The 26529-nt window shown below is 71.4% G+C and carries 28 protein-coding genes and 2 pseudogenes; 17 read left to right on the top strand and 13 right to left on the bottom strand.

Features of this window, described 5'->3' with window-relative positions:
- Positions 1-54 precede the first annotated feature (54 nt).
- The 4 genes from F1615_RS10630 to F1615_RS10615 are packed head-to-tail and all read left to right on the top strand — an operon-like array spanning position 55 to position 2485.
- A complete protein-coding gene (locus F1615_RS10630; RefSeq protein WP_149548664.1) occupies positions 55-777 on the top strand; it encodes a GDSL-type esterase/lipase family protein in 723 nt (240 codons plus the stop codon).
- Positions 778-819: 42 nt separating this feature from the next.
- Positions 820-1035: a type II toxin-antitoxin system VapB family antitoxin gene (locus F1615_RS10625; RefSeq protein WP_149548663.1), complete on the top strand. Its 216-nt coding sequence runs from the start codon at positions 820-822 to the stop codon at positions 1033-1035.
- On the top strand, positions 1032-1448 hold the full coding sequence (locus F1615_RS10620) for a PIN domain nuclease (protein ID WP_149548662.1): 417 nt from the start codon (positions 1032-1034) through the stop codon (positions 1446-1448). The genes F1615_RS10625 and F1615_RS10620 overlap by 4 nt, the downstream gene beginning before the upstream one ends.
- Positions 1449-1492: 44 nt before the next feature.
- On the top strand, positions 1493-2485 hold the full coding sequence (locus tag F1615_RS10615) for an aldo/keto reductase (RefSeq protein WP_149548661.1): 993 nt from the start codon (positions 1493-1495) through the stop codon (positions 2483-2485).
- A gap of 132 nt (positions 2486-2617) precedes the next feature.
- On the opposite strand, the gene thpR is transcribed toward F1615_RS10615, so the two are convergent.
- Positions 2618-3214 (bottom strand): RNA 2',3'-cyclic phosphodiesterase, encoded by a 597-nt coding sequence (gene thpR / locus F1615_RS10610; protein ID WP_149548660.1) that lies wholly within the window; start codon positions 3212-3214, stop codon positions 2618-2620.
- 91 nt (positions 3215-3305) lie between these two features.
- Between thpR and F1615_RS10605 the strand changes: the two genes are divergently transcribed.
- Positions 3306-3893 (top strand): Uma2 family endonuclease, encoded by a 588-nt coding sequence (locus F1615_RS10605; RefSeq protein WP_208818288.1) that lies wholly within the window; start codon positions 3306-3308, stop codon positions 3891-3893.
- Positions 3894-3916: 23 nt separating this feature from the next.
- Here F1615_RS10605 and F1615_RS10600 read toward each other — a convergent pair whose 3' ends face one another.
- The 4 genes and pseudogenes from F1615_RS10600 to F1615_RS10585 all read right to left on the bottom strand — a co-directional run bounded on the left by F1615_RS10600 (position 3917) and on the right by F1615_RS10585 (position 6686).
- Positions 3917-5281 carry an MFS transporter gene (locus tag F1615_RS10600; RefSeq protein ID WP_149548659.1) on the bottom strand — a complete coding sequence of 455 codons (1365 nt, stop codon included), beginning with the start codon at positions 5279-5281 and terminating at the stop codon, positions 3917-3919.
- Between the two features lie 13 nt (positions 5282-5294).
- On the bottom strand, positions 5295-5732 hold the full coding sequence (locus F1615_RS10595; RefSeq protein ID WP_149548658.1) for a MarR family winged helix-turn-helix transcriptional regulator: 438 nt from the start codon (positions 5730-5732) through the stop codon (positions 5295-5297).
- A gap of 5 nt (positions 5733-5737) precedes the next feature.
- Positions 5738-6211, bottom strand: a pseudogene (locus F1615_RS10590) (ATP-binding cassette domain-containing protein); the annotation flags it as partial.
- 25 nt (positions 6212-6236) lie between these two features.
- Complete coding sequence (locus tag F1615_RS10585) at positions 6237-6686, bottom strand: nuclear transport factor 2 family protein (protein WP_167533713.1); 450 nt, start codon at positions 6684-6686, stop codon at positions 6237-6239.
- A 168-nt stretch (positions 6687-6854) separates the two neighbouring features.
- Between F1615_RS10585 and F1615_RS36195 the strand changes: the two are divergent.
- A pseudogene (locus tag F1615_RS36195) lies at positions 6855-6971 on the top strand (ribbon-helix-helix protein, CopG family); the annotation flags it as partial.
- Between the two features lie 19 nt (positions 6972-6990).
- Here the strand turns inward: F1615_RS36195 and F1615_RS10575 are convergent.
- Positions 6991-8442 carry an NCS2 family permease gene (locus F1615_RS10575; RefSeq protein WP_149548657.1) on the bottom strand — a complete coding sequence of 484 codons (1452 nt, stop codon included), beginning with the start codon at positions 8440-8442 and terminating at the stop codon, positions 6991-6993.
- A gap of 211 nt (positions 8443-8653) precedes the next feature.
- Between F1615_RS10575 and F1615_RS10570 the strand changes: the two genes are divergently transcribed.
- On the top strand, positions 8654-8947 hold the full coding sequence (locus F1615_RS10570; RefSeq protein WP_149548656.1) for a DUF2530 domain-containing protein: 294 nt from the start codon (positions 8654-8656) through the stop codon (positions 8945-8947).
- Positions 8948-9157: 210 nt separating this feature from the next.
- Positions 9158-11557: an HAD-IC family P-type ATPase gene (locus tag F1615_RS10565; RefSeq protein ID WP_149548655.1), complete on the top strand. Its 2400-nt coding sequence runs from the start codon at positions 9158-9160 to the stop codon at positions 11555-11557.
- A gap of 3 nt (positions 11558-11560) precedes the next feature.
- On the opposite strand, the gene F1615_RS10560 is transcribed toward F1615_RS10565, so the two are convergent.
- The gene (locus F1615_RS10560) at positions 11561-12340 is read right to left on the bottom strand and encodes a DUF5707 domain-containing protein (protein ID WP_149548654.1); all 780 of its coding nucleotides are present in this window, start codon (positions 12338-12340) and stop codon (positions 11561-11563) included.
- A gap of 184 nt (positions 12341-12524) precedes the next feature.
- On the opposite strand from F1615_RS10560, the gene nhaA reads away from it, so the two are divergent.
- The gene (gene nhaA / locus F1615_RS10555; protein WP_149548653.1) at positions 12525-14429 is read left to right on the top strand and encodes a Na+/H+ antiporter NhaA; all 1905 of its coding nucleotides are present in this window, start codon (positions 12525-12527) and stop codon (positions 14427-14429) included.
- Positions 14430-14450: 21 nt separating this feature from the next.
- Here nhaA and F1615_RS10550 read toward each other — a convergent pair whose 3' ends face one another.
- From F1615_RS10550 to F1615_RS10540, 3 genes are all read right to left on the bottom strand, one after another.
- Complete coding sequence (locus F1615_RS10550) at positions 14451-17582, bottom strand: sacsin N-terminal ATP-binding-like domain-containing protein (protein ID WP_149548652.1); 3132 nt, start codon at positions 17580-17582, stop codon at positions 14451-14453.
- A gap of 88 nt (positions 17583-17670) precedes the next feature.
- Positions 17671-17979 (bottom strand): helix-turn-helix domain-containing protein, encoded by a 309-nt coding sequence (locus tag F1615_RS10545; RefSeq protein WP_149548651.1) that lies wholly within the window; start codon positions 17977-17979, stop codon positions 17671-17673.
- Positions 17976-18356 (bottom strand): type II toxin-antitoxin system RelE/ParE family toxin, encoded by a 381-nt coding sequence (locus F1615_RS10540; protein WP_149548650.1) that lies wholly within the window; start codon positions 18354-18356, stop codon positions 17976-17978. Before F1615_RS10540 ends, F1615_RS10545 begins: the two co-directional genes overlap by 4 nt.
- Before the next feature lie 227 nt (positions 18357-18583).
- On the opposite strand from F1615_RS10540, the gene F1615_RS10535 reads away from it, so the two are divergent.
- The 4 genes from F1615_RS10535 to F1615_RS10520 all read left to right on the top strand — a co-directional run bounded on the left by F1615_RS10535 (position 18584) and on the right by F1615_RS10520 (position 21960).
- A complete protein-coding gene (locus F1615_RS10535) occupies positions 18584-19423 on the top strand; it encodes an alpha/beta fold hydrolase (protein ID WP_149548649.1) in 840 nt (279 codons plus the stop codon).
- Between the two features lie 368 nt (positions 19424-19791).
- Positions 19792-20466: a M23 family metallopeptidase gene (locus F1615_RS10530; RefSeq protein WP_149548648.1), complete on the top strand. Its 675-nt coding sequence runs from the start codon at positions 19792-19794 to the stop codon at positions 20464-20466.
- A gap of 156 nt (positions 20467-20622) precedes the next feature.
- Positions 20623-20805, top strand: coding sequence for a hypothetical protein (locus tag F1615_RS10525; RefSeq protein WP_149548647.1), 183 nt, complete (start codon positions 20623-20625; stop codon positions 20803-20805).
- 81 nt (positions 20806-20886) lie between these two features.
- A complete protein-coding gene (locus tag F1615_RS10520; protein ID WP_244328687.1) occupies positions 20887-21960 on the top strand; it encodes a fatty acid desaturase in 1074 nt (357 codons plus the stop codon).
- A gap of 112 nt (positions 21961-22072) precedes the next feature.
- Here F1615_RS10520 and F1615_RS10515 read toward each other — a convergent pair whose 3' ends face one another.
- Both F1615_RS10515 and F1615_RS10510 read right to left on the bottom strand, forming a co-directional pair.
- On the bottom strand, positions 22073-22279 hold the full coding sequence (locus tag F1615_RS10515; protein ID WP_149548646.1) for a DUF397 domain-containing protein: 207 nt from the start codon (positions 22277-22279) through the stop codon (positions 22073-22075).
- Positions 22276-23154: a helix-turn-helix domain-containing protein gene (locus F1615_RS10510; RefSeq protein WP_149548645.1), complete on the bottom strand. Its 879-nt coding sequence runs from the start codon at positions 23152-23154 to the stop codon at positions 22276-22278. Before F1615_RS10510 ends, F1615_RS10515 begins: the two co-directional genes overlap by 4 nt.
- 159 nt (positions 23155-23313) lie before the next feature.
- On the opposite strand from F1615_RS10510, the gene F1615_RS10505 reads away from it, so the two are divergent.
- The 4 genes from F1615_RS10505 (at position 23314) to F1615_RS10490 (ending at position 25562) form a co-directional block, all read left to right on the top strand.
- Entirely contained in the window at positions 23314-23745 is a 432-nt protein-coding gene (locus tag F1615_RS10505) for an ATP-binding protein (RefSeq protein WP_167533712.1), read from the top strand.
- Between the two features lie 245 nt (positions 23746-23990).
- Positions 23991-24872 (top strand): helix-turn-helix domain-containing protein, encoded by an 882-nt coding sequence (locus tag F1615_RS10500; RefSeq protein ID WP_149548643.1) that lies wholly within the window; start codon positions 23991-23993, stop codon positions 24870-24872.
- 88 nt (positions 24873-24960) lie between these two features.
- Positions 24961-25308 (top strand): hypothetical protein, encoded by a 348-nt coding sequence (locus F1615_RS10495; RefSeq protein WP_149548642.1) that lies wholly within the window; start codon positions 24961-24963, stop codon positions 25306-25308.
- Positions 25305-25562 carry a hypothetical protein gene (locus F1615_RS10490; RefSeq protein ID WP_149548641.1) on the top strand — a complete coding sequence of 86 codons (258 nt, stop codon included), beginning with the start codon at positions 25305-25307 and terminating at the stop codon, positions 25560-25562. The genes F1615_RS10495 and F1615_RS10490 overlap by 4 nt, the downstream gene beginning before the upstream one ends.
- A gap of 27 nt (positions 25563-25589) precedes the next feature.
- Here the strand turns inward: F1615_RS10490 and F1615_RS10485 are convergent, their stop codons facing one another.
- A complete protein-coding gene (locus tag F1615_RS10485) occupies positions 25590-26516 on the bottom strand; it encodes a DUF3027 domain-containing protein (protein ID WP_149548640.1) in 927 nt (308 codons plus the stop codon).
- Positions 26517-26529 lie beyond the last annotated feature (13 nt).

Below are 26529 nucleotides of genomic sequence, written 5' to 3'. Positions count from 1 at the left end.
GCGGGTGTCGGGACTCACATCGCGGTGGCCGTGCCGATCATCCATGATGACCGTGTGCTCAGGTTCATGCCCGTAGGTGACTCGATGACGATCGGGAGCGCGGGTGAACACACCTGGCGCTACCGGCTGTGGCAGCACCTGTGCGCGGCGTACGGCGACCCCTTCACACTGGTGGGCCCGCGCGAGACGCTCCACGACCAGTCCACGGACGCTCCCACGTCGTACGCGTACGCCGACCCCGACTTCCCCCGCGCCCACCTGGCCGGCTGGGGCGAGGGCTGGCACCACATGACCCCGCTGATCGGCGAGGCCGTGCGCGCGTGCCGCGCGGACGTGCTGCTGGTGTCGCTGGGGCTGATCGACCTGGGCTTCTACACCAACGCCGAGCAGACGGCGGACAACGTCCGCGCGTTCGTCGCCGAGGCGAGGGCGGCCAACCCGGGCGTCGCCGTGGCCGTGATGCCGGTGCTCCGGAACATACGGGTGGAGGCCGACGCGTCCTTCGCCGGACAGGTCACCCGGTTCAACGACCTCCTGGCGAAGACCGTCGCCGACCTGGACGAACCGAACTCCTCGCTGCTGCTCGTCCCGCCGCCGGCGTCGTACGACTTCCACACGGACACGTACGACGGCACGCACCCGAACGAAGGCGGCGAGCACAAGATCGCGGCAGCCTTCGCCGAGGCGATGTGGCGGGACTGGGACCTGGGCGGTCCCTACGCGGCGGAGAAGGGCGGGCCGTCACCCACAGGCGATATCAAGTCTTGGGTATTTTGATGTCCTTCGGTGGCTGCGTCCCGCCCGTCCCAGGAGGTCCGCATGGCACGAACAGTCATCGACATCGACGACGACAAGCTCGCCGAGGCTGCCGAGATCTTCGGGACCACTACCAAGGTGGCGACGGTGAACGCGGCTCTCGAAGACGCCATCAAGCGCCGGAAGCGGGAGTCGTTCCTGAACTGGCTGGCAGAGGGAGGGCTGCCCGACCTCACAGGCCCCGTGGACGAGACGACCGCCTCGCGAGGAGCCGCGTGACCCAGCGGCACCTGATCGACAAGTCGGCCCTGGCCCGCTATCCGGAGCCGACGGTCCGCGGTGTCATCGACTCATTGCACAACGCCGGACTGCTCGCGGTATGCGGCGCGGTGGAACTCGAAGTCCTGCACAGCGCCCGGTCCAAGGCGGACGCCGAGCGGATCCGTGACGAAATGCGCGGTTTCGACTGGCTGCCCACACCCGACGAAGCCTGGGATCGCGCGCTCGAGGTCCAAACGCTTCTCTTCCAGGAGGGCAACTGGAAGGCCCTGTCCGTCTCGGATCTGATCACCGCGGCGACGGCCGAGCGCCACGGCGCCGTCGTCCTGCACTACGACGGCGACTTCGACATGATCGCCTCGGTCACCGGACAGCCGACGGCCTGGGTGGTCCCCGCGGGCACGGCCGACTGAGCCCTCTTGCATAGAGCGCACTCCAAGCCGTTGGCTTGATGAACATGAAGTACACGCAGCTCGGACGCACGGGACTCAAGGTCAGCCGGCTCGTCCTCGGGACGATGAACTTCGGTCCGCAGACCGACGAGGCCGAAAGTCACGCCATCATGGACGCGGCGCTGGACGCCGGGATCAACTTCTTCGACACGGCCAACGTCTACGGCTGGGGCGAGAACAAGGGCCGTACGGAATCCATCATCGGGAGCTGGTTCGCGAAGGGCGGCGACCGCCGCGACAAGGTGGTCCTCGCGACCAAGGTGTACGGGAACATGGGCCCGGACGGCGAGGCGTGGCCCAACCACGACAAGCTGTCGGCGGTGAACATCCGCAGGGCGGTCGACGCCTCGCTGAAGCGGCTGGGCACCGACCACATCGACGTCTACCAGTTCCACCACATCGACCGCAGCACCCCGTTCGAGGAGATCTGGCAGGCGATCGACGTCCTGGTCCAGCAGGGCAAGATCCTCTACGTCGGTTCCTCGAACTTCCCCGGCTACAAGATCGCCCAGGCCAACGAGATCGCCGCCCGGCGCGGCGGCACCATCGGCCTGGTCAGCGAGCAGTGCCTCTACAACCTCGCCGAGCGCCGCGCCGAGATGGAGGTCATCCCGGCCGCGCAGGAGTACGGCCTCGGCGTCATCCCGTGGTCGCCGCTGCACGGCGGCCTGCTGGGCGGTGTGATCAAGAAGGAGGCCACCGAGGGGCGGCGGGCGAGCGGCCGCGCTGCCGACGCGCTCAAGGACACCAGGACACGCGAGCAGATCCAGGCCTACGAGGACCTGCTCGACAAGCACGGCATCGAGCCCGGTGAGGCCGCGCTCGCCTGGCTGCTCACCCGGCCCGGGGTGACCGGCCCGATCGTCGGCCCGCGCACCGCGGCGCAGCTCGCGTCCGCGCTGCGGGCGGTCACCCTGGAGCTGAACGAGGACCTGCTGACCGCACTGGACGACATCTTCCCGGGCCCGGGCCCGTCCCCGGAGGCCTTCGCCTGGTAGCGGCGGGCACGCCGTGAGGGGCCGGCGGCGGCGCTACCTGCCGAGCGCCGCCGCCAGCACCACCACGACGAACATCAGCACGAGCGCACCGGCCATGATCCGGTTCCGGGTCTTCGGGTCCACGCCCCGAGCCTAACCGGCCGCGCCCAGTGCCCGGCGGGCGACCGCCTCGTAGCGGGGCTGCTCGCCCGGGATGCCCGACCTCGGCAGGTGGCTCCGCACCAGCACCAGTTCGTCCACGGTCCAGGCGCGGCTCCGGAAATCCTCCAGGACCGCGAGGTACGGGCGCACGTCGACGCCGTCCCGGCTTCGGGCCACGGTCAGGTGGGCCTTGTAGCGGCGGTGCTCGTCCATCGCCACGCCCGCCTTCCGCGCGGCCGCCTCCGACCGCTCGGCGAGCAGCCGCATGGTGCGCAGATCCCCGTCCGCCCCGGCCCACAGCGCTTTTCCGTGCCCGAACTGGCCGCCGCCCCGCAGGGCCAGTTCGAAGGGCTCCGTGCGGGACGCGGCCCGCGCCAGCCGCGCGGTCAGCTCCGGCACCAGCCCGTCGTCCACCTCCCCGTAGAACGCGAGCGTGAAGTGCCAATCAGCGGCTCCGCCGCGGGGCCACCCGGCCTGCCCGGTCCACCGCATCCCGTCGGCCCCGGGCACCTCCCTCAACCGCGCCACCTCCCCGGCGAGCTCACGAACGACGTCATCGGGCGGCAGCACGGCGGCGAAGAGTCTCATACGACGAGTGTCACTCGTGTCCTGGTCACCGTGCGTATCGTTGTACCGCGCGGCTGTACGCATCGAGCGTCGGCCGGGGAGGAGCGCCACGATGACCGTCCTCGAAGACAGGATCGAGATGGCCGAGAGCGGCGACGAGCTCACGCTCGACACGATGTTCGAGTGGCTGGAGAAGATGCCCATCCCCGAGGGTTACAAGGCCGAGATCGTCGGGGGGCACATCTTCATGACGCCGCAGCGGGACACCCACTTCCAGATCATCTTCGATGTCCTGGAACAGTTGCGCGCCAAGTATCCGCGCAAGCGTCTGGCCTCGGATGTACGGATCGACTTCCCCGGGCGGCTGAACGGCTTCGCCTGTGATGTCGCGGCGTTCGCCGACCGCTCGGTGAAGGACGGCCGGGGCCATTGGCGCTACCAGGATGTCGAGTTCATCGCCGAGGTCATCTCCAAGGACACCGCCGCCAACGATTACGGACCGAAGAAGGACACGTACGCCGCCGCCGGCGTGCCGGTGTACCTGATCGTCGATCCGTACACCGCCGAGTGGCACCTGCACACCCTGCCGAAGGACGGCACCTACCACGGCGACATCAGCTTCGGCTTCGGCGAGGAGATCGACCTGACCCGGACGTCCGTCGGCCTCGTCCTCAAGACCGACGAGTTCCCCCGCGACTGACCGCGGGCGCGGCCCGGCGGCGGTCACGCCACCGGAGCCAGCGCCTCCTGACGCTCGCGGGGTACGAACCGTACGTGGGGGCGGCCGTGGTGCCAGCCCACCGACAGGCGCAGGCCGCCGACCCTGGCCAGGATCAGGCCGATGACCGTCGCCGCGACGACCGCGACCGCGCCGCCGGCCGCGAAGCCGACGCGGGCACCGTAGGTGTCGGTGATCCAGCCGACGATCGGGGCGCCGACGGGGGAGCCGCCGAGGAAGACCATCATGTAGAGGGCCATGACGCGGCCGCGCACCGCCGGGTCGGTGGCCATCTGGAGGCTGGTGTTGGTGGTGACGTTGACCGTCATCGAGAACAGGCCCAGCGGCACCATGATCAGGGCGAACATCCACAGTTGCGGCGACGCGGCGGCGAGGATCTCCAGCGCGCCGAAGGCCAGCGCGGCGACGATCAGCAGCCGCAGCCGGGCCGTGCCGCGCCGGGCGGCGAGCAGGGCGCCGGAGACGGAGCCGACCGCCATCAGGGTGTTGAACATGCTGTAGACGCCCGCGCCCCCGTGGAAGACGTCGTCGGCGAACGCCGAGAGGTAGACGGGGAAGTTGAAGGCGAAGGTGCCGATGAAGCCGACGAGGACGATCGGCCAGACCAGCTCGGGCCGTCCGGCGACGTAGCGCAGGCCCTCCCGCAGCTGCCCCTTGCCGCGCGGGGCGCGCTCGACGGCGTGCAGCTCGCGGGGGCGCATCATCATCAGGCCGGCCAGCGGTGCGACGAAGGACAGGCCGTTGAGGAGGAACGCCCAGCCCGTGCCGACGCCGGTGATCAGCAGGCCCGCGACGGCGGGGCCGACCAGGCGGGCGGACTGGAAGTTCGCGGAGTTCAGGCTGACCGCGTTCTGCAGCTGGCCGGGGCCGACGAGTTCGGAGACGAAGGCCTGGCGGGCCGGGTTGTCGACGACGGTGGCGAGACCGAGGGCGAAGGCGGCGACGTAGATGTGCCAGACCTCGACCCGGCCGGTCAGGGTGAGGACGGCGAGCACGATCGCGGTGAGGGCCATCGCGGACTGGGTGACGAAGAGCGTGGGCCGCTTGCGCAGCCGGTCGACGAGGACACCGCCGTAGAGGCCGAACAGGAGCATCGGCAGGAACTGCAGGGCCGTGGTGATGCCGACGGCGGCCGAGGAGCCGGTGAGGGTGAGCACCAGCCAGTCCTGGGCGATGCGCTGCATCCAGGTGCCGATGTTGGAGACGACCTGGCCGAGGAAGAACAGGCGGTAGTTGCGGACGCCCAGCGAGGAGAACATCGAGTTCCCGCGGGCGGGGGTGTCGGGGGCGGCCGGGGTGTCGTGGGGGTCAGGTGCGGGGGCGGAAGCTGCTCCGGATCCCGTACTCAACAGGTTCGCCTCCTCAGATGTGTGCGAGTTTCTCCAGCACGGGGGCGGCGGCGCGGAGTTTCGCCCACTCGTCCTCGTCGAGGTCCTCCACGAGCGATGCCAGGAACGCGTTCCGCTTGCGGCGGCTCTCCTCGAGCATGGCCTCGGCCCGCTCGGTCTGCGTGACGACCTTCTGGCGCCGGTCGTCGGGGTGCGGCTCCAGCCGGACGAGTCCCTTGGCCTCCAGCAGGGCCACGATGCGGGTCATCGACGGCGGCTGGACGTGCTCCTTGCGGGCGAGCTCGCCCGGGGTGGCATGGCCGCAGCGGGCCAGGGTGCCGAGCACCGACATCTCGGTGGGGCTGAGGGACTCGTCGACGCGCTGGTGCTTGAGCCGACGGGACAGCCGCATCACGGCGGATCGGAGGGCGTTCACGGCGGCTGCGTCGTCGCCATGGCTGAGGTCCGGCATGTTGTTTAGCGTAACTCATTACTCTCGCTAAAGACCACCCGGGGCGCGCGTCCCCCGCCGAAACCCGCGCCACTACCGTCACACCGGATCACCCGTATGAGTGATCCGCCCGTGAAACGCGACGCATCACACCGTGGTGTGGGGCGGGTGGCCTGCCCGCGGGGGTCGAGGGCGACGCGACCGTCGACCAGGTGAACAGTGCGGCTCGCGCATGCATCCGCCGGCGTCAGATCGTGCGTCACCAGCACGATGGTCCGTCCGGCGCGGTGCAGATCCATCAGCAGATCGCGGACGTCGTGGCCCGAGGCGGTGTCGAGCGCACCGGTGGGCCCGTCGGCGAGCAGCAGCGCGGGCCGGTTGACCAAGGCGCGGGCCACCACGACCCGCCGGCGTTCACCACCGGGCAGTCGGCCCGGGTAGGCGCGGGCATGCCTCTGCATGCCCGGCATCTCCATGAGCGCACCCGCGCGAGCCGCGGCCCTGCAATGGGTTTTGCCGTCGGCCTCAGTCCGTCGGCGTCGGCAGCGCGCAGGCATCGGCGATGGCCCGCGTGTCCCAGTAGAACGGACGGACCTCGGTGATCCGCCCGTCCTTGACCGTGATCGCTTGCAGAACGGGGAAGCTGAGTTCACGGCCGGTCGCTCGAGCGCGTGCACGAACCTGTGTGAGCACGACCGCAGTCTCACCGGTGGCCAGGAACTCCTGATCCACCATCTCGAACGACTCCCACACCTCTCCCATCATGTGGAAGAACTGCGTCATGCCGTTGTGCCCACGCCAAGTGCCTCCGTAGGGCAGGGCATCTGCTTGATGCAGCTCGACATCCGGCGCGAAGAAGGGGGCGAGGAGGTCGAACGAAGCCTCGCCGGGGCCTCCCGCCGCCAGGTACTCCGCCTCAGCCGCGTACATACCGGTGAGAACTGTTACCGACTCCGTGGTGGATGACATCGTCATGCCGCCAGCATGAGGACCACAGCAGGACCTTGCTGGCGGCAATCGGACATCGCTGTGCTGCACGGTCGACCGGCTGCGGTTCGTCGAGATCGGCATCCCGTGGGCCCAGGCTGCCGCCCCGTCGCGCAGCGCCACGTCGACGGCCACCAGCATGTTGCCGACGGCGTCGCCGCCGAACGCGGCATGAGCGTCCAGGACCATGTCGTCCGGACGCTCATGCGCGATGACTTCGGCCGGCGGTTCCGCACCGCCGTCGAGGAGACGGAGAAGTTCTACGGGGTCACGTGGGACCCCGTGCCCGGCATCAGGTCAGGCCCAGCGCCGGCATCAGGTAGTAGAAGGCGAAGACCGCCGACACCACGTACATCGCCGGCGGGACCTCCCGGCCGCGGCCGGCCGCCAGGCGCAGCACCGCGAAGGTGATGAAGCCCATGCCGATGCCGTTGGTGATCGAGTAGGTGAACGGCATCATCACCATCGTCACGAAGGCCGGGATGGCGATCGTGTAGTCGGCCCAGTCGATCTCCTTGACCGACCCCGCCAGGATCAGGAAGCCGACCGCGAGCAGCGCGGGGGTGGCCGCCTGGGACGGGACCATCGTGGCGACGGGCGTGAGGAACAGCGCCACCGCGAAGAGTCCGCCGGTGACGACGTTGGCGAAACCGGTCCGCGCGCCCTCGCCGACACCGGCCGTGGACTCCACGAACGCGGTGGTGGCCGAGGAGGAGCTGGCGCCGCCCGCGGCGACCGCGACGCCGTCGATGAACAGGACCTTGTTGATGCCGGGCATCTGGCCCTGCGCGTCGGTCAGCTTGGCCTCGTCCGAGACGCCCATGATCGTGCCCATCGCGTCGAAGAAGCACGACAGCAGCACGGTGAAGACGAACAGGACGCCGGTCAGCACACCGACCTTGCCGAAGCCGCCGAACAGGCTGACCTCGCCGATCAGGCCGAAGTCGGGGGTGGCGAGCGGATTGCCGGGCCAGGTGGGCGTGGTCAGGCCCCAGGAGGGGACGTCGGCGACGGCGTTGATGACCACGGCGACGACCGTCATGGCGACGATCGAGATGAGGATCGCGCCGGGGACCTTGCGCACGATCAGCGCCAGGGTGAGCAGCGCGCCGAGGACGAAGACGAGGACGGGCCAGCCGTCGAGGTGGCCGGTGGCGCCGAGCTGGAGCGGGACGGTGGTCTGGGCGGCGTCCGGGATACGGGCGACGAAGCCGGAGTCGACCAGTCCGATCAGCATGATGAACAGGCCGATACCGATGGCGATGGCCTTGCGCAGGCCGTACGGGACGGCGTTCATCACGCGCTCGCGCAGACCGGTGGCGACCAGCAGCATCACGACGAACCCGGCCAGCACCACCATGCCCATGGCGTCCGGCCACGACATGCGCGGCGCGAGCTGGAGCGCGACGACCGAGTTCACACCCAGACCGGCCGCCAGCGCGATCGGAACGTTGCCGATGACGCCCATGAGGAGCGTGGTGAACGCCGCGGTCAGGGCGGTCGCGGTGACCAGCTGGCCGTTGTCGAGCTGGTTGCCGTACACATCCTTCGCGCTGCCCAGGATGATCGGGTTCAGCACGATGATGTAGGCCATCGCGAAGAAGGTGGCGAAACCGCCCCGGACCTCGCGGGACAGGGTGCTGCCGCGCTCGGTGATCCGGAAGTGGCGGTCGAGGGCGCCGGACGCGGCACCGGACCCCGGCTGCTCGGGGGTGGGGGCCTTGGCGGGGGCCGACGTGGACATGCGGGGACCTCATCACCGGTGGGCTTCCCCCAAAGCCCTTTGGTGTTTTCTACGAATGAAAGCGGTCAGAGACAAACGGATTCAGTATGAACATATAACGTCGTCGATGCTATCTCCGCGCGTAGAACGATGTGGCCGGAAGCAGTGTGAGCAACCGGACAGCGCCCGTGCGGCGCACCTCACGCGCCCCGCCCCTCGTAAGCTTGTCCGCATGGCGAAGTGGACCCCCAAGCACGAGGCGCCGGAGCCCCTGGAGGGCCCCGTGACCGCCACCATCATCGGCGGCACGATCGTCTGGTTCGCCCTGTTCCTGGTGCAGCTGCCGTTCTACGGCTGGTTCGACGACCACGGCCACACCTGGTGGCTGTGGACCTGCCTGGCCGGAGGCGGCCTCGGTTTCATCGGCATCTGGTACGTCCGCAGGCGCGACGCCGCGATCGAGCGGGCTCGGGCCGGGGGGACGGGTCCGGTGCCGGACCGCTCCCCCGCCCCGCCGGCCGGCTGAACGGACCGGGCACCCCCACGGGCAGGGCAGCCGACAGGCCGCGCGCCCCACGGGCAGGGCAGCCGACAGGCCGCGCACCCCCCGGACCGGGCACCCAACTGCCGTCCGCGCCAAGGCCGTACGACCACGGCACGACGGCCGTCCTCCCCAGGTCGGATCTTCCGCCGTTCGGGTGGGTGAGGCCCCCCATCCGCACGTACCGTCGGATGCATGACGCATCTCGATGCGGGCGCCCCGGCCGACGCCGCGCTCCCCACCACGGTCACCCCACCCGCGACCGGGCTGACCTCGGCGGAAGTGGCCGAACGGGTGGCGCGCGGCCAGGTCAACGACGTACCGGTGCGCAGCAGCCGCTCGCTGACCGAGATCGTCCGTGCGAACGTCTTCACCCGGTTCAACGCGATCATCGGCGTGCTCTGGGTGATCATGCTGATCGTCGCGCCCATCCAGGACAGCCTGTTCGGGTTCGTGATCCTCGCCAACACCGGCATCGGCATCGTCCAGGAGTGGCGGGCGAAGAAGACCCTGGACTCCCTTGCGCTGATCGGCGAAGTGCGCCCCACGGTGCGCAGGGACGGGACGGCGGCGGAGGTCGGCACCTCCGAGATCGTGCTGGACGACCTGATCGAGATCGGGCCGGGGGACAAGGTCGTCGTCGACGGGGTGTGCGTCGAGGCGGACGGCCTGGAGATCGACGAGTCCCTGCTCACGGGCGAGGCCGATCCGGTCGTGAAACAGCCCGGGGACCAGGTCATGTCCGGCAGCTTCGTCGTCGCGGGCGGCGGCTCCTTCCAGGCGACCAAGGTGGGGCGCGAGGCCTACGCGGCGCAGCTCGCCGAGGAGGCCTCCCGTTTCACCCTCGTCCACTCCGAGCTGCGCTCCGGTATCTCCACGATCCTCAAGTACGTGACGTGGATGATGGTCCCGACCGCGATCGGCCTGATCATCAGCCAGCTGGTGGTCAAGGACAACGAGCTGAGGAACTCCGTCGCGCGCACGGTCGGCGGGATCGTGCCGATGGTCCCCGAGGGACTGGTGCTGCTCACCTCCGTCGCCTTCGCGATCGGCGTGATCCGGCTGGGGCGCAAGCAGTGCCTGGTGCAGGAGCTGCCCGCGATCGAGGGGCTGGCCCGGGTCGACACGGTCTGCCTGGACAAGACCGGCACGCTCACCGAGGGCGGCATGGACGTCACCGAGCTGCGGGTGTTCGGCGACGGCGACGGGAGGTACATCCGCAAGGTGCTGGGCGAGCTCGGCTCGGCGGACCCCCGCCCCAACGCCTCCCTGCAGGCGATCATCGAGGCCTACCCGGACACCACGGACTGGCGCCTCACCGACACCCTCCCCTTCTCCTCCGCCCGCAAGTACAGCGGCGCGACGTTCGACGAGGGCTCCGGCGAGCCCGTCACCTGGCTGCTCGGGGCGCCCGACGTGCTGCTGGAGCCCGGCGACCCCGCGCTGGCCGAGACGGAGCGGATGAACGAGCAGGGGCTGCGGGTGCTGCTGCTCGCGCGGGCCCGTCCCGGCGTGGACGTCGACGACCCCGAGGCCGCCGAGGGCGTACGGGCGGCCGCGCTGGTGGTGCTGGAGCAGCGGCTGCGCCCCGACGCCGCCGACACCCTGCGCTACTTCGCCGAGCAGGACGTCCGCGCCAAGGTCATCTCCGGCGACAACGCGGTGTCGGTCGGCGCGGTCGCCGCCAAGCTGGGCCTGTCCGGTACGACGGTGGACGCGCGCCGGCTGCCCGCCGACCCGGGCGGCATGGCGAAGGCGCTGGACGAAGGCACGGTGTTCGGCCGGGTCACCCCGCAGCAGAAGCGGACCATGGTGGGCGCGCTCCAGTCGGGCGGCCACACGGTCGCGATGACCGGGGACGGCGTGAACGACGTGCTGGCGCTGAAGGACGCGGACATCGGCGTGGCGATGGGCTCCGGTTCGGAGGCCACGCGGGCGGTCGCGCAGATCGTGCTGCTGAACAACAGCTTCGCCACCCTGCCGTCGGTGGTGGCGGAGGGGCGCCGGGTGATCGGCAACATCACCCGGGTCGCGACGCTGTTCCTGGTGAAGACGGTGTACTCGGTGCTGCTGGCGGTGCTGGTGGTGGTCTCGCAGGTGGAGTACCCGTTCCTGCCGCGTCATCTGACCCTGCTGTCCACGCTCACCATCGGCGTCCCGGCGTTCTTCCTGGCCCTCGCCCCCAACAAGGAACGCGCCCGCCCGAACTTCGTACGGCGGGTCATGCGGTACGCGATCCCGGGCGGGGTGCTGGCCGCGCTGGCGACCTTCGCGACGTACCTGATCGCGCGGGAGCACTACACCGGGGCCGGCGCGCTGGACGCGGAGACGAGCGCGGCGACGCTGACGCTGTTCCTGATCTCGATGTGGGTCCTGGCGATCATCGCCCGGCCGTACACGTGGTGGCGGATCGGACTGGTGGCGGCGATGGCCGGGGCGTTCCTGCTGGTGCTGGTGGTGCCGTGGCTCCAGGAGTTCTTCGCGCTGCGGCTGGTCGGCATGACGATGCCGTGGGTCGCGACGGGCGTCGCCGTGGTGGCGGCGGCCGCCCTGGAACTGCTGTGGAGGTGGGTGGACCGCCGCTTCCCCGCGTAGGGACTACTTGACGTCGACGAAGTCGGCGGTGGAGTTGACGGCCGGGGTGGTCGAGGTGCCCGCGAAGGAGTAGCGGAAGTAGCCGTCCGCGGAGGCCTTGACGGTGGTCTTCAGGTCGCCCTTGGAGTTGGTCTTGATGGTCTTGAGGGTGCTGTAGGTCTTGGCACCCTTCTTCTTGTACTGGAGCTTCACCGACTGGCCGGTGTAGCCGGCGTACCTGCCGGTGTCCCAGTTGGCCCGGGTCAGCTTGCCCGTGACGGTGATGCTCCTGCCCTTCTTCACCGGCTCGGGGGAGGCGTTGACGGTGAGCTTGGCGGCGCGCTGCACCTTGAAGCTCTTGGCGTTGTCCTTCTGCACGTAGTCGGCGTCCTTGCCGACGGCGACGGCCCACACCTTCCAGGTGCCGGCGACCTTGTTGACCAGGTTGTAGCCCGGCTCCAGGGTGAAGGTCGACTTGCAGGTCGACGTCGTGGCGCTGACCTTGGAGCACGAGGCCCTGCCGTCGACGCTGTCGGCGACGGCCCCGCTGTCGGGGTTCTCGATGCTCGGACCGTGGAACAGGATGGCCTGTGCCCAGTCGACGCCGGAGTCGTCGGTGACGGTGAAGGTTACGGTGACCTTCTTGGCGGCGGTGGTGCCGGCGACGACGGCCTTGCCGCCGTTGACCGACACGTTGGAGATCTTGGTGTCGCCCTCGGAATCGTCGGCGTGCGCGGCCGGGACGACGAGGGCGGACAGGGCCAGGGCGCCGGAGACGGCGGCGACGGTGGCACGAATACGCATGTGTTCCCCACGTGAGGAGGGGGGACCCGATCCCGGCGCCGTCCTGCGGCTTCGTCGGAAGCGGACCCCGAAGGGTGGTCGTGGAGTCCGTTGACTCCGCTTGATCAGATCCGCCACGCGCGTGAATGGTTGCTCCAGATCATGAAGATTTCGTGGACGTTGTGACGCGGAGACGAATGCCCTGATGAAGCTGCGCGGGAAGAAGTCCGCAGAGACCCAGTCCCGGTCACGGCGGGGCGAGCTGGCGGCCCAGCTGACCGCGCCGGTGCGCGCCTTCATGGCCACCGAGGCGGGCGGTGCGGGCCTGCTCCTGGTCGCGGTGGCGGTGGCGCTGATCTGGGCGAACTCGCCTTGGTCGGAGGCGTACACGTCCCTATGGGACACCGAGGCGTCCGTCGCGGTGGGAAACGCGCGGTTGTCGATGGACCTGGCGCACTGGGTCAACGACGGGCTGATGGCGCTGTTCTTCTTCGTCATCGGCCTGGAGGTCCGCTACGAGGTCTCCGTGGGCGCGCTGGACGACCGCCGGCGCATCGTGATCCCGGGCCTCGCCGGGCTCGGCGGCATGGTCGTGCCCGTCCTGCTGTACCTGGCGATCTCATCCGGCGGTGACGCCGCCGGGGGCTGGGGTGTCGTCATCGGCACCGACACGGCGTTCATGCTGGGCGCCCTCGCCGTGGTGGGCCCCCGGTTCGTCACCCAGCTGCGGATCTTCCTGCTGGCCATCACGGTCATCGACGACATCGTGGCGGTCACCGTGATCGGCGTGGTCTATTCCGGCAGCATCGACGTACCGGTACTGATCGCCGCGCTCGTCCTCGGCGTCACCCTGTCGTCGCTGACCCGCTTCGGCGTCTGGCGGGCCGCCCCGTACGTCGTGATCGTCCTCGTGATGTGGTTCGCCACGCTCCACGCGGGCCTGCACGCCTCCATCGCCGGCATGCTCGGCGGTCTCCTCATCCCCGCCCGGAACCCCTCCCGCGAGAACGTGGAGCACGCCGCGCGGCACTTCCGCGCCTTCCGTCAGTCGCCCCGCCCGGACGTCGGCAGGACGGCACGCATGGGACTGCAGAAGGCCGTCTCCGTCAACGAGCGGCTCCAGACATACCTCCATCCCTGGTCCAGCTACGTCATCGTCCCGGTGTTCGCGCTCGCCAACGCCGGTGTCGACCTGCGCGACGGCGTCCTGGCCGACGCCCTGGGCTCCTCCCTCACCTGGGCCGTGACCGTGGGCCTGGTCGCCGGGAAGCTCCTCGGCGTCTGGGGCGGGGCCGTGCTCGGCACCCGGCTCGGCCTCGGCAGGCTCCCCACCGGGGTGGGGCAGGGCCACGTCCTGGGCGGCGGCGCCCTGTCCGGCATCGGGTTCACCGTTTCCCTGCTGATCGCCGGGCTGGCCTTCGCGGACGCACCCCGGGCCCTGGCCCGGGCGACCGTCGGCGTGCTGCTCGCGGCCCTCTTCGCCAGTCTCCTCGGCTGGCTGGTGTTCCGGCTCGCAGCCGCCCTGGGCGGGCAGACGGACGCGGACCTGCCCCGTTACCTCGACCGCCCCGTCGACCCGGAGTCCGACCACATCCTCGGTCCCGTGGACGCTCCCCTGACCCTGGTGGAGTACGGCGACTTCGAGTGCCCCTTCTGCGCCCGCGCCACCGGCGTCACCAGGGAACTGCGGCAGCGCTTCGGCGACCGGTTCCGCTACGTGTTCCGGCACCTGCCGCTGCCCGACGTGCACCCGCACGCCGAACTCGCCGCGCGGGCGGCCGTCGCCGCTGACGCCCAGGGCCGCTTCTGGGACATGCACGACCTGCTCTACCGGCACCAGAACGAACTCGAGTACGAGGACACCGTCGTCTACGCCATCGACCTGGGGCTGGACATGGAGGAGTTCCTGCGGGACCTCGACGACGACCGGACGGCCGCCCGCGTCCGCAGGGACGCCGCCAGCGCCGAGGCCAGCGGCGTCCGGGGCGCCCCGACGTTCTTCATCGGCACCCGGCGGCACACCGGCCCGTACGACGCGGAAACGCTCGCCCGCGCACTCGAGGCGAGCACCGGGGAGGGCTCAGGCGCCACCCGGGCGCCGGCGCCGTGACCCGCCGCGTTCCGCCCCGGCTCAGTCGAACCAGCGGTCCCGTGCCAGCTCCTCCGTCCTGGACGGGTCCTCGAGCAGCGCCGCCACCTCGAAGCGCCGGGGCCACTGTCCCGCCGCCCAGGCGAGCCCCGCGGCCACCCCTTCCAGCGTCGCCGCGTGCAGCACGCCGTCGTCCGTCAGCCGCCAGTCGATCTCCACACCGTCGACGACGAGTTCCTCGTGCTCCACGTACGACGCCGGCGTCCCCGCCCCCAGCAGCGCCCGCACCGGCTCCGGCACGTCGTGCTCGGCGCCCTCCGAGTCGACCTGACCGGTGACGGACTCGCTCAGCCGCCGCACCTGGAACAGCTCCGCCAGCTCGGCGGCCCGCGCCGGCCGTACCGGCAGCAGCGGGACACCCGAGGTGAACGGCAGCAGATCGGGCGAGTCGACGACCACCGCGTCCGCCGCGTCCACCACCTCCACCCGCCCGTCGACCACGGCCCGCAGATCGTCCGGCAGGGTCACCTGCTCGGGGTCCAGCTCGGCCAGCGCGCCGTACAGGGCGTGGAGCTGGGCGGCCGTGACGGGCCGGTCCGGGTCGGCGAGGCGGTCCAGCAGCTCGGCCGCGCCGCCGGGCTCGTCGAGGAGCGCGGCCACCGAGGTCCGTACGCCCAGTGCCCGCAGCACCTGCTCGTCCTCGAACCCGGTCGCGTCGGCCTCCTCGTACAGGCCCCGCAGCAGCGGATCGCTGCCGGCCGCCCGCAGTCCGGCCGGGCGGCGCCCGCCGATCACCGGGTGCCCGCGCAGCCACCACGCGGTGTACGGCCGTACGACCTCGTGGGTGCCGTCGTGCAGCAGGATCCGCACCGGCTGGACGAGCGCGTCCCGCAGCGGGGGCCGCGACAGCAGGGCCAGGGCCTGCGGCCACCGGTCGTCGTCCACGAGGTCGAGGTCGCGCACGGCGACGATCTCGGTGGCGACCGGCGGGACCGGGCTGTCCGGGAAGCGGTCGAGGACGTCCTCGCTCCACACGTCCACGGCGTCGAGCAGACCGGCGTCGTCGGGCTCGGCGAAGTCCCCTTCGCGGGGCTCGAGTTCATCGGGGTCGAGGACCACGTCGGTGGCGCGGATCAGCGCGAAGTCCACCAGCACCCCGCACGCGGCGAGCGGCTGTTCGCCCCACTTGCCGGCCAGTTCGCCGTCCACGGCGGCGAGTTCGCCCTCCCGCATGACCTGGGCGAAGGGGCCGCCGGGGTACACGAGTTCGCAGGCCGGGGACAGCTCGCCGTCCTCGTCGGGGAGGGCGAGGGCGCCCAGCCACGGCTCGTCACCGGGTTCCAGACCGGCGTCGCGCACCAGCCCCAGCACGGTGTCGGCGAGTTCCTCCGCGTCCGGGGCGTCCTCCTCCCAGTTGATGGCGCCCTCGTCGTCCAGCGAGGCGGCGACGGCGGCCCGCACCTGCGGGGTGGTGAGGACGGCGCGCGGGGTGGCGGGGAGCGCGCCCAGCTTCTCCAGCAGGGGGTGCGCGGCGTCCGGGTGGGCGACCTTGAGACCAAGCCGGGCGAGGAGTTCGGCGTCGAGGGCGGCCGAGTCGGGGGTGGGCAGCAGCACCTGCCGGGGCCCGATGGTGGTCCGCCTGTCGGCCAGGGGGACGGGCAGCCCGGACAGCCGGTCCGGGTCGACCCCGGCGAGGCTGTCGTACAGCCGCCGCCACCAGTCGGGGGACTTCTCCAGTCCGGCCAGCCGGTCGATCGCGTCGGTGAGCGGCACGCGGGCGACCCCGAGCGTGCGCAGTTCCACGCGGCGTTCGAGACCGGCGGGCAGGAGGGTGGGGAGGACCTCGGCCAGCACCCGCACGGTGTCGGCCCCCGCGCCTTCGACGACCTCGGCGTCCCGGGGCCGCAGCGACCGCGGCAGTTCGAAGTCGCCGTCCTGCTCGTGCGGCACGGCGGCGGGCGGCAGGAAGGACGTCCGCGGCAGCCGTTCCAGGATCGCCTGGCGCAGGGCGCCGTCCAGCTCCCCCTTGCCGAGCGGGCCGGGCACGAGTCCGATGATCCCGGCGGTCACCGGACTCCAGTCGGCGAGCAGTGCGGCGTAGGCGTCGGCCGCGCGCTGCACCAGGAAGTCGGTGAGCGGGCCGGGTGCGGCGTGCCGGCGGGTGGAGTCCAGCGGGAGGGAGGCGATGAGCAGGGCGGGCACGCCGAGGGGCTCGTCGCTCGGGGTGGGCGCGTGCACGACGGGGCTGGTGCGGGGCCGGGCGGGGGCGCCGTCGGAGTCCACCGGGACGGCCCAGGTGACCGACCAGTGCGGCCGCAGCCGCTCCTCGACGGGCCGGTCGGCGAGCAGATCGGGGGTCAGCGGCCCATGGGCGACGGCGGTACGCCACCGGGTCGTCCCCTCCCGCGAGTCCTCGACGACGGTGAGGCCCGCGTCGTCGCGCCGGCTCACGGTGCGGGGCTCCGCGTCACCGATCTCGACGACGACGTCCTCCAGGCCGGGAAGCGCCAGCAGCAGGGCGTCGTCGACGGCGTGGAGCAGCCGCTCGGCGAGGTCGGCGGCGGCCGGGTCCCGCAGCGGGAGGATGACGGCCGTGTCGTAGGGGCCGGGCGCGGTGCCCTCGGCGGCGAACGGGAGCCGCAGCAGCGGCACGTGCCCGTCGCGGCGGCGGATCTCGTCGCCCAGGCCGGGACTGTGCCGGGCCGTGTCGTTCGCGAGCTCCCGCGCCTCGGCCAGCGACCACCGCACCCCGCCGTGCCGTCCGACGACGGCGGGCTCGTCGGTCACGGCGAGCACGGCGGCGAACCCGACGCCGAACCGTCCCACGGCCCGGTCCGGGGCGTCGCGCTTGGCGGAGGCCCGCAGTGTGGACAGCGACTCGACCCCGGCCGCGTCCAGCGGTGCGCCGGTGTTGGCGGCGACGAGCACCCCGTCCCGCAGGGTGAGCCGGAGCCGTCCCGGTACGCCGGCCCGGGCGGCGGCGTCGGCGGCGTTCTGCGCGAGCTCGACGACGAGACGGTCGCGGTACCCGCCGAGGACGAGGTCCTCCTCGGCGTTGGCGTCCTCACGGAAGCGGGCGGGACTGGTGGCCCAGGCGTCCAGGACCCCGCGCCGCAGACGCGCCGTACCGAACGGGTCGGCGCCCTCGGCGGCGGGCCGCACGAACTTGCTCACGTTGACTCTCCTCATCGGCCCTGATCGGCGTGAGGTCGAAGGTACCGCCCTCCGGCACCCGGGTGAGGCGGGCGTGAGCCGCAGCGGTTCAGGCCGCGTAATCCTCGAAGCGGAACTCGGGGCTGGTGCGGGGGTCGATGCGGGCTCCGGCTTGCAGGGCCGTGGCCAGTCGTTCGATCAGCTCCAACGTGGGCTCGACGCTGCTCTCCTCAATGGCCTCGACGTCCTCCTCGGAGAGCTCGGCACGCCGGGCGAGCTCCGCGGTGGACCAGCCGAGGACGGAGCGCCGGTCGTAGACGGCCTGGGCGAAGTCCATACGCCGGCCCGCGGCGCGGTACGCCGGATCCTCACGGTGTTCCGACGGCACTGTCCAGCTCGTGTGGTATCCGCTGCTCATCGGGCCTCCTCGCCCCTACTGTAGACGGCGTGCTCACCGGCCGGAGGGTGCTCCGCCTCGCACAGTTTCCTCGCCCGCTGTGCTCTCAGCGCTTCGTCCCTCTCTCGCATTCTCGTCTTACGGAAGACAGTGAGGAGGACGGCTCGTCGCCCCGGGGCGAACCAGTAGGTGACACGCACTCGCCCGATCCGCAGCTCTCGGAGCCCGTCACCGAGGTGGCTGGCCAGCGGGAACGGCAGTGCGGGACCATCAGTTGCCAGCCGGTCCGCGAACCGTTCGGCGGCTCTGTAGTCCGGCAGCGAAAGGGTTTCCAGCCATGCCCGGACCTCCGGCTCGACTTCGATGATGTAGAGGTCCGGTTCGGGTCGTGCCGACATGACCATTCCGTTCGGGGAGCAGGCTGGGCGGACGAGGCGTACGGCATCCACACAACCGGCCAGCCACCTGCCCCGGGGCCGGACTCCCCCAGGTTCACACCATCAGGTACCGGGCCGGAGCCGGTTGATGCGGGCGTGGCAATCAACGAACGGCGTTCTGGTGAACTGCCCTCTGACGTCACTAGGTTGCTGCCAGATCACCGGGCATCCACCAGGGGGCGGCGAGCATGAGGGACGAGGACGCTTTCCACGCGGCGTACGACGAGGTCCTGCGGAGGTGGCCCGTCGAGGTGAGCCCTACCGATGTGCCGACGCCGTACGGCAGCACCCGGGTGAACGTCTGCGGCCCCAAAGACGGCACCCCGCTGGTCCTCCTGCCCGGCGGCGGGACGACCTCGGCGGTCTGGTACGCCAACGTGGGGGCGCTGGCCGCCGCCCACCGGGTGTACGCCGTCGACCTGATCGGCGACTACGGCCGCAGCGTGCACGACGGGGCCCCGCTGCGCGGTGCCGGCGACCTGACCGCCTGGCTCGACGCGCTCTTCGACGCGCTGGATCTGGACGGGGCCCACCTGTGCGGTCACTCCTACGGCGCCTGGATCGCCCTCCGGTACGCCCTGCACGCACCCCACCGGCTCGGCAGGCTCGCGCTGCTCGACCCGGTCCAGTGCTTCGCCCGCATGAGCGCGAACTACCTCCTGCACGCGGTGCTGACCTCGCTGAAGCCCGCCGCCCTGCGTCCCCGGGCCTTCCACCGGTGGGAGACCGGCCGCGACCCCGAGGACCCCGTGTGGCGGGCGTTCCTGGACAGCACGGCCGTGGCGAGGCGCTCGAAGGTCGTCACCATGCCGCGCCCCCGCGAGGACGCCCTGCGGGCCTGCTCCGTCCCGGCCCTGGTCCTCCTGGCCGAGCGCAGCCGCGCCCATGACACGCCCCGCGTGGCGGCCGCCGCCCACCGGCTCATGCCCGGGGCGACGGTCGTCACCCTCCCGGACGCCTCCCACCACTCGATCCCCACCGAGCGGCCCGCCGGGCTCAACCGCGCGCTGGTGGACTTCCTCGCCTGAGCGAACGCGCGGAGGCCGGAACGCGGGCCGCCCGGAGACCCACGCCACATTCACCCGGCGCCCGGACCGGCCGCCCGGTGACAAGCGGCACAGGCGCGATATCCGGTACTACCCGGAATAGTCGTGAAGTGAGCGAGCCCAAAACGGACATTTAGTGCGCCGGTCTGATCGATCAGCTTGAAATGGGGGGTTTCGCCCCGTGCAGCCCCCTTCGTCAAGAGACGTGGATCTCACGCCCGAAGTACGGCCTTTCGTCGTAGGTCACACCTTTGCGGCTTTCGGGAGGGGCGGGCTACCAAGGAACAGCCATCACGGCACGGACCCGTTCCGCCGGTGGCTTCCCCCGCCCCCTCCCCCATGAGGTTTCGATGTTCCAGCGCGTCACGTCCCGTCTCCCCCGTACGTCCCTGACCCGCACCCGTGCGGCCGTGCTGGCCGCCGGCCTGGGCTCCACGGTCGTCCTGGGAGCCGGGGTCGCGGTCGCCGCCGCCGGGACCACGGCCGTGTCCGGCACCGCCACCGCGGTCCAGGCGCAGGCCGCCGCCCAGGCCGAGGCCGCGAAGACGCAGGCCGTCAAGGCCACCAAGGCCACTCAGGCCAAGGCCGCGGCCGCGAAGAAGCAGGCGTCCTGGGTCTCCCCGGTGAAGAGCTACAAGCTGTCCGCGAGCTTCGCCCAGAACGGCGGCATGTGGGCCTCCAAGCACTCCGGCCAGGACTACGCCGTCCCCACCGGCACCCCGGTCCTCGCCACCCACGGCGGCACCGTCGTCAAGGCCGGAGGCAACGGCGCCGGCGACGGCCCCGCCTACGGCAACGCCGTCGTGATCAAGCACGGCAACAAGACGTACTCCCAGTACGCCCACCTGTCCTCGGTCAACGTGAAGGTCGGCCAGATCGTCAAGACCGGCCAGAAGATCGCCCTGTCCGGCAACACCGGCAACTCCAGCGGACCCCACCTGCACTTCGAGATCCGCACCACCCCGAACTACGGCTCCGCCGTCGACCCGGCGAAGTTCCTGCGCACCAACGGCGTCAACCTCTGACGCACACCCGCAGACGCACCCGACCCCGAGAACGCGGCCCCAGGCCGCCCTCGGGGTCGTTCTCCGTGTCCTGCGGCACGGAACCTGCCGACCGGGAAGAAACCTGGGGGCGTCGCCCGCAGCTACCTCCAGACGGCCGGTGACGCGTGGCAGCCGGTGCTGGAGGGCAACGCCACCCTCGTGTACGACGCGGAACTCGACCCCGCGGTGCTCCTCGGGGACGGTCCGGTGACCTACGAGGGTGCCGCGCACATGGCGGAAATCAGCGCGTTCGCCGAGCTCAGCCGGGAAAACATGAAGGTGCTGCACGAGGCGGGCATCCACCCGACCGAGGTCTGACCGGAGGCACGGCACCGTCCCTGCGGTCCGCCGCCCCGCCCCGTGCCGCTTCCGGTGGCGGACGAGGGGGAGGGAACGGCTTTGGGGGCGCTGTCGGCCGGACTCGTGGCCATCGCGGTCGGGATCGCACTGCGGCAGGTCGACCGGTGGTGGTTCAGCCCGGCACGGGTACGGCACACATCGGACTCGCTCCGTGCGGTGATGCGGCTTCAGCGTGAGCGGCTGAACGATGTCACTCCGGTCCTGTTGCTGGTGGGCCACTGGGTTGAGTTCGCCGGGTGGTGCGCGGTGGCCGTGCACGGCGGCCCCTGGGGCTGCGTTCTGGCCGCCTTCGCAGGGGCGGCGAAATTCCGCCATCTGCAAGAGGTCAGCCACTTCGCCGTACACGGCGTGCTGGTCCGGGGCGGGCGGCTGAACACGCTGCTCGCCGAGGTGGCCGTCCACATCCCGCTCGGCTTCGTCCCCGTGCCGGTACGGCGCCGTCGGCACGTACGCGAGCACCATCCGAACGCGACGGTCGCCGGAGCCGATCCGAACCTGGCCGAGCTCCACGCTGCGGGCCTGCGGCCGGGTGCCACGACGGCTCGGTGCCTGCTGGGCATGGTCCACCCGCTCACCCCGTCCGGCGCGTACGGCACCGTCCGCGACCTGGCGGCCCTGGGGCGGGGACCGGGCGCCGGGAGGCTGCGGGCCGCCGGTCCCGTGGTCGTGACGGCCGTCGTCGCCGGAGTCTTCGGCTGGGAGGCGGCGGTGTTCGCCTTCGCGCTGCCCCGGCTGCTGCTGTATCCGCAGCTCGCGTGGATGTCGCTGCTCGTCGAGCACCGCTGGTTCGACCCGGAGCGGGTGAGCGGACCGCCCGCCGCCGTCGAGGCCGGCCGCTGCCTGCGCCTGTACCCGCGCAACACGCTCCTCGCCCTGCTGGCCCGGGGCACATGGCTGCCGTACGGCGACCTGTACCACTTCGCCCACTCCGCGCACCCTGCCGTGCGCTGGAACTACCTCCCCGCGCTGGAACGCTCCCTGCACGGTCCCGCCTACCGGCCGCACGCCCTGCTGTGGGGCGAGTCCGCAGTCCTCCGCCGCCATCGCCGGGCCCTGGCACCGGCCTCCGGTACCGGCACCGGACGCGTCGCTCCGGCACGCCAGGACGCGTGACACCGCACGCGGCCCCGGGTCTCCGGTGCCGGCATGCCCGCACTGTCGGTGGCCTGTTTAGTTGGGCAAGCTGGTCCGCCTGTTGCTGGAGTAGGCGGACCAGGTCGCGCGATCAGGCCTCGGACGCGTACGGGACGAAACGCGCCCAGGCGCCGGGGGCGAAGGTGAGGCGGGGGCCTTCGGTGGTCTTGGAGTCGCGGACGTGGACGGTGCCGGGAGTGAGGGCGAGTTCGACACACGACTCACCGTTGTTGCCGCTGCTGTAGCTGCTCTTGAACCACGCCAGCTCGGAGGCCCCGGCAGTGGTCTTGCGGATCATGTTTCCCCCAGCAGTTGCTCGATGAAGGCCAGCGACTCCCGCGGCGAGAGCGCCTGAGCTCGGATCGTCCCATACTGCAGTTCAAGGATGCGCAGCTGTTTGGGGTCCGAAGTCGGCCGTCCGTTGAACTCGCCATCGGCCCGGCCAACCGCCGTCCCGTCCGCAAACTTCAGCAGCTCGATCGTGCCGTCCGTCCCGGAGTGGGTCTCACAGTTCATCGGCATCACCTGAAGCACGACGTTGTGCAACCGCCCCACCTCCAAAAGGCGTTCGAGCTGCTGACGCCACACCATTGTGCCTCCGATAGGCCGACGCATAACCCCTTCCTCCAGGACGAAGCTGAGCGCCGGGGCGGGATCACGCTCGAAGACGGTTCGCCGGGCGATGCGTGCAGCCACCATGCGCTCCACGTCGTCCGGAGAGTAGGGCGGCTGAGCCGCCCCGATCACAGCTCGCGCGTGCTCCGGCGTCTGCAACAAGCCATTGATGCTGTTGGACTGGTACACAGCGATCTCGACCGCTCTCGCTTCCAACTTCCCCAGCGCACGAACCTTCTTCGGGTACCGGACCTTCTTCACGTCCTCCCAGGCCGCCGCGATGAGGCCGCCCGCCTCCAGGATCTCGTCCGCCTTGTCGAGGAACTCCTGGCGAGGGATCCGCTTGCCGCCCTCGATCTTGTACACCATGTCCTCGCCGTACCCGACGACCCGGCCGAACTCGGCGGCCCGCATCCCCGCCGCCTCGCGCCGCAGCTTCAGCTGACGCCCGACCGTCGTGATGACCGCGACGCCCCACTCGTCGTCCGGGTCGACCTCCCAACCGGGTTCGTCCGCCTCTTCCTTGAGCCGACCCGCCTCCGCCTCGACCGCCGTCATGCCGCACCTCTCCCTCGGAACCGTCCGTGACGCACCCGGCGCCCTACCCGTACCAACCGTCGGCACAGCCACGACAGCACCGGACAACCACCGGACAGTGACCGTACGCACGCGCTAAGTGACACTCCACGGTACGCAGATCCGGCCACGCTGAGTGATGTGAATCAGCGAACTGCCGAACCCGCCGCCTCCGTCAGGAACTTCAGCGTGCTGCTGTCCGCCACCGCACGCAGTGCCCGCCTCGCCCGTCTCCTCACGGACGCCCACCTCCGCGACTGGGGATACGACTCGGAGGCCGCACGCCACGTCGTGGCCGAACTGGCCACCAACGCCGTCACCCACGGCCGCGTGCCGGGCCGGGACTTCCGTCTCGCGTTCTACGTGGTGGACGACACGCTCCGTATCGAGGTCACGGACACGCGGGGTGACCGACTCCCCCAGCGTCAACCGGCCGCCCCCGAAGCCGAGTCGGGCCGCGGTCTGTGCCTCGTCGACGCGCTCGCGGACCGCTGGGGCGTGTCGGAGGACCGCTTCCCGCGCAAGACCGTCTGGGCCGAACTACGCCTTACGCCACCGGAACCCGAGATCTGAAGCTCCGGTGCCGTCGGCGCCCTCCCAACACAAGAACTCGGGGAGAAAGAACCCCACCAAGCCCCACCCCTCCCGCCCGAGCCGTGCGATCACTCGGGCGGGTGAACATCACCGGCTCAGCTGGATTTTCGAACCCCAGACACCTCTACGCTCAGCGCACACCACCCCGAAAAAGACTTCGGCCCCCGCCGGGACTGGCATCCCGGTGCGAGGGCCTGACCACCAAGGAAGAAGAGAGCTTCCCGATGGATACCCAAAACCCTAGCGCGCCCCCGCGCGCCCAGTCAGCCGTCGCCGGCAATCCGAACCGATCGCGTCACCACACCGGCGGTGTCATCCACGAGAACACCCGCCACACCACCCGCTTCGTGGTGATCGGCAACCACCTCACCCAGCACAAGGAGCTCTCGCTCCTCGCGATCGGCCTCAGCTGCCACATCCAGTCGCTTCCCACCGGCACCCCCGCGGACATCAAGAGCCTCGCCGCCCGCTTCAAAGAAGGCACCACGCGCATCGCCGCCGCCCTGCGCGAACTCGAAGCCCACGGCTACCTCCGCCGCGAACGCGTCCGCACCCCCACCGGCCGCATCGTCACCCGCACCATCTCCTGCAACCAGCCGGGCCACCGGCGCGAGCCGGCCGACACCGGCTGCCCCACCCCACAGCCCCGGCAGACGAGAGAACGCACGCCCCAGCCCCGCCCCCGCAAGGCACTCCCCACCGTCCCCCAGCCCACCCGGGCCGCCGCCACCGCGCTCCACCAGCAGGCCACCGACCTCCTCACCGGCCTGCGCCGCCACGACCCCCGCCTCCTGCTCTCCGCCACCGACACCGAACACCTGGCCCCCGGAGTCATCGCCTGGCTGGAACGCGAGGTCACCCCCACCGCCGTACGCCACGCCCTCACCACCGACCTCCCCGACACCCCCCTGCGCCGCCCCGCGGCCCTCCTCGCCCACCGCCTCACGGCCCAACTCCCACCCCCGACCCCGTACCGGGCCCCGGCCACCCCACCACCCGTCCGCCACGGACTCCGCACCTGCGACGGCTGCGACCGCGCCTTCCGCGCCCCCGCAACCGAAACCCACTGCCGCGACTGCCGCACGGCCTCACCACTCACCCATTGAGCAGGAGAAAGACACCGCGATGTTCGCGCACGAGTACCTCGGCCGCCCCGGACGACTACCCTGGCCCGTGCACTCCCGGGAGGACTCCATGAGCACGCAGGCCGACCACGGACACGAGCTGGTTCCCCGCCCCGAACAGACCCCGGACGCCCTACGGGCCGCCCTCGCCGTGGTCGACCCGAGGCGCCTGCCCGAGATGCAGCGGACGAAGGACGAGGCCTTCGCCCAGGCCGTGGAGTGGCAGTCCCTCAGCCCGGTACGGAGCTGGGTCCTGGCCTGGGCGCGGGACATCGAGATCGCCCGCCGTCCCGACCTCGCCGCCCGTCACGCCCGTGCCAGGAGCAACCTGGAACACGAGGACGCCGCGACCGCCCGGGAGGCACTGCGGGAGCTCGGCGCCGTCCTGGACGAGGCGATGAAGGCAGTACACGCTTGAGCTGGTCCTGGGAGTACGTCTTCGGCGCGGAGGAAGCCGCCCGCACTGCCCCACCCGCTTTCCTCGCCGAGGTCGAGCGCAAGGCCGACGAACTGGTGAGGGCCGCCGAGGCGCAGTACCTGCACGGCCGCACGTACGACGGACGGGACCCGAAGGGCGACGACATCGTCGTTCCCGGAGGCATGTTCACCTACCAGATCGTCGTGCGCCGCGAGCGGGTCTACGTCGTCCAGATCACGTACCTGGGCTTCTGAACCCACGGCGTCGCGCCACACCGACTCTCAGGAGTGTCCCAGCTCCGCCGTCGACTCGTCCTCCGTCGCCGGGACCGAGCCGGAGTCGGGGGACGGGCGGAGCGGGAAGGGGTCCACCCGGGTCTCGTCGATGACCGGCGGGGCCGGCTGCGGGGGCTTCGGCATGACCGCGGCCTCGGAGTGGCCGCCGCAGCCGTAGCCCAGGGAGACGACGTGGCCGTCGGCCGGGGAGAACTCGTTGGCGCACACGCCGAACGCCTGGCCCAGGGAGCCGCCGATCCGCGCGAGGAAGCCGCACGACATGCAGGAGGCGGGTGCCGCCTGGGCCATGGGGGTCTTCGCGCCGTACGACTCCTCCCAGCGGTCGGCGGCGGCGTGCAGGCCGTAGCGGGACAGGACCCGGGCGCGGCGCATGCCGAGTTCCTCGGCGACCGCCGCGATCGAGCCGCGGGCCGGGGTCACCGCGAGGTGGGCCGGGGTGCCCTCCGTGACGTCGGCGTCCTCCGCCTCGACCAGGTCGGCCATCTCGTGGGACACCGCGGAGTTCGGCGGCGGCTCCTCCTCGCCGGAGTAGCCCGGTTCCAGCCGGAGGTCGTCGGCCTCGGTGGGCAGCAGGTCGCCGGGTCCCATGTCGCCGGGGCGCAGCCGCTCGCTCCATGGCACCCACTCCGGTGCGAGGACCGCGTCGGGGCCGGGCAGCAGCACCGCCTCGTCCACCGTGACGATCTTGGCGCGGGAGGCGCGGGCGACGGTGACGGCCCAGCGCCAGCCGCGGTAGCCGGCCTCGCGGCAGCCGAAGAAGTGCGTGACGACCCGGTCGCCCTCGGAGACGAGCCCTTCGTGCTCGCCCACGACCCCGGGCGCGGCGGCCTCCTCGGCTGCGGCGCGGGCGAGGTCGACGGCCTCGGCGCACAGACGGTCGGGGGTGCGGCTTCGCGTTGTCGCTGCGCTCACAGGTATCGCTTCT

Origin of the sequence: Streptomyces marokkonensis (assembly GCF_008312835.1) — a bacterium.
GTDB classification, from domain to species: domain Bacteria; phylum Actinomycetota; class Actinomycetes; order Streptomycetales; family Streptomycetaceae; genus Streptomyces; species Streptomyces marokkonensis_A.
Note: the sequence above shows the minus strand (reverse complement) of the source record. Positions and strands in the feature narration are given on the sequence as shown.

What these genes read in the sequence shown, in the direction of transcription:
- F1615_RS10545 (WP_149548651.1), bottom strand. Translation starts at nt 17,979, where the DNA reads ATGAGCAGCGGATACCACACGAGCTGGACAGTGCCGTCGGAACACCGT.
- F1615_RS10560 (WP_149548654.1), bottom strand. Translation starts at nt 12,340, where the DNA reads ATGCGTATTCGTGCCACCGTCGCCGCCGTCTCCGGCGCCCTGGCCCTG.
- F1615_RS10500 (WP_149548643.1), top strand. Translation starts at nt 23,991, where the DNA reads ATGGATACCCAAAACCCTAGCGCGCCCCCGCGCGCCCAGTCAGCCGTC.
- F1615_RS10530 (WP_149548648.1), top strand. Translation starts at nt 19,792, where the DNA reads ATGTTCCAGCGCGTCACGTCCCGTCTCCCCCGTACGTCCCTGACCCGC.
- F1615_RS10595 (WP_149548658.1), bottom strand. Translation starts at nt 5,732, where the DNA reads ATGCCGGACCTCAGCCATGGCGACGACGCAGCCGCCGTGAACGCCCTC.
- F1615_RS10585 (WP_167533713.1), bottom strand. Translation starts at nt 6,686, where the DNA reads ATGACGATGTCATCCACCACGGAGTCGGTAACAGTTCTCACCGGTATG.
- F1615_RS10565 (WP_149548655.1), top strand. Translation starts at nt 9,158, where the DNA reads ATGACGCATCTCGATGCGGGCGCCCCGGCCGACGCCGCGCTCCCCACC.
- F1615_RS10615 (WP_149548661.1), top strand. Translation starts at nt 1,493, where the DNA reads ATGAAGTACACGCAGCTCGGACGCACGGGACTCAAGGTCAGCCGGCTC.
- F1615_RS10495 (WP_149548642.1), top strand. Translation starts at nt 24,961, where the DNA reads ATGAGCACGCAGGCCGACCACGGACACGAGCTGGTTCCCCGCCCCGAA.
- F1615_RS10510 (WP_149548645.1), bottom strand. Translation starts at nt 23,154, where the DNA reads ATGACGGCGGTCGAGGCGGAGGCGGGTCGGCTCAAGGAAGAGGCGGAC.
- F1615_RS10625 (WP_149548663.1), top strand. Translation starts at nt 820, where the DNA reads ATGGCACGAACAGTCATCGACATCGACGACGACAAGCTCGCCGAGGCT.
- nhaA (WP_149548653.1), top strand. Translation starts at nt 12,525, where the DNA reads ATGAAGCTGCGCGGGAAGAAGTCCGCAGAGACCCAGTCCCGGTCACGG.
- F1615_RS10535 (WP_149548649.1), top strand. Translation starts at nt 18,584, where the DNA reads ATGAGGGACGAGGACGCTTTCCACGCGGCGTACGACGAGGTCCTGCGG.
- F1615_RS10575 (WP_149548657.1), bottom strand. Translation starts at nt 8,442, where the DNA reads ATGTCCACGTCGGCCCCCGCCAAGGCCCCCACCCCCGAGCAGCCGGGG.
- thpR (WP_149548660.1), bottom strand. Translation starts at nt 3,214, where the DNA reads ATGAGACTCTTCGCCGCCGTGCTGCCGCCCGATGACGTCGTTCGTGAG.
- F1615_RS10515 (WP_149548646.1), bottom strand. Translation starts at nt 22,279, where the DNA reads ATGATCCGCAAGACCACTGCCGGGGCCTCCGAGCTGGCGTGGTTCAAG.
- F1615_RS10605 (WP_208818288.1), top strand. Translation starts at nt 3,306, where the DNA reads ATGACCGTCCTCGAAGACAGGATCGAGATGGCCGAGAGCGGCGACGAG.
- F1615_RS10570 (WP_149548656.1), top strand. Translation starts at nt 8,654, where the DNA reads ATGGCGAAGTGGACCCCCAAGCACGAGGCGCCGGAGCCCCTGGAGGGC.
- F1615_RS10540 (WP_149548650.1), bottom strand. Translation starts at nt 18,356, where the DNA reads ATGTCGGCACGACCCGAACCGGACCTCTACATCATCGAAGTCGAGCCG.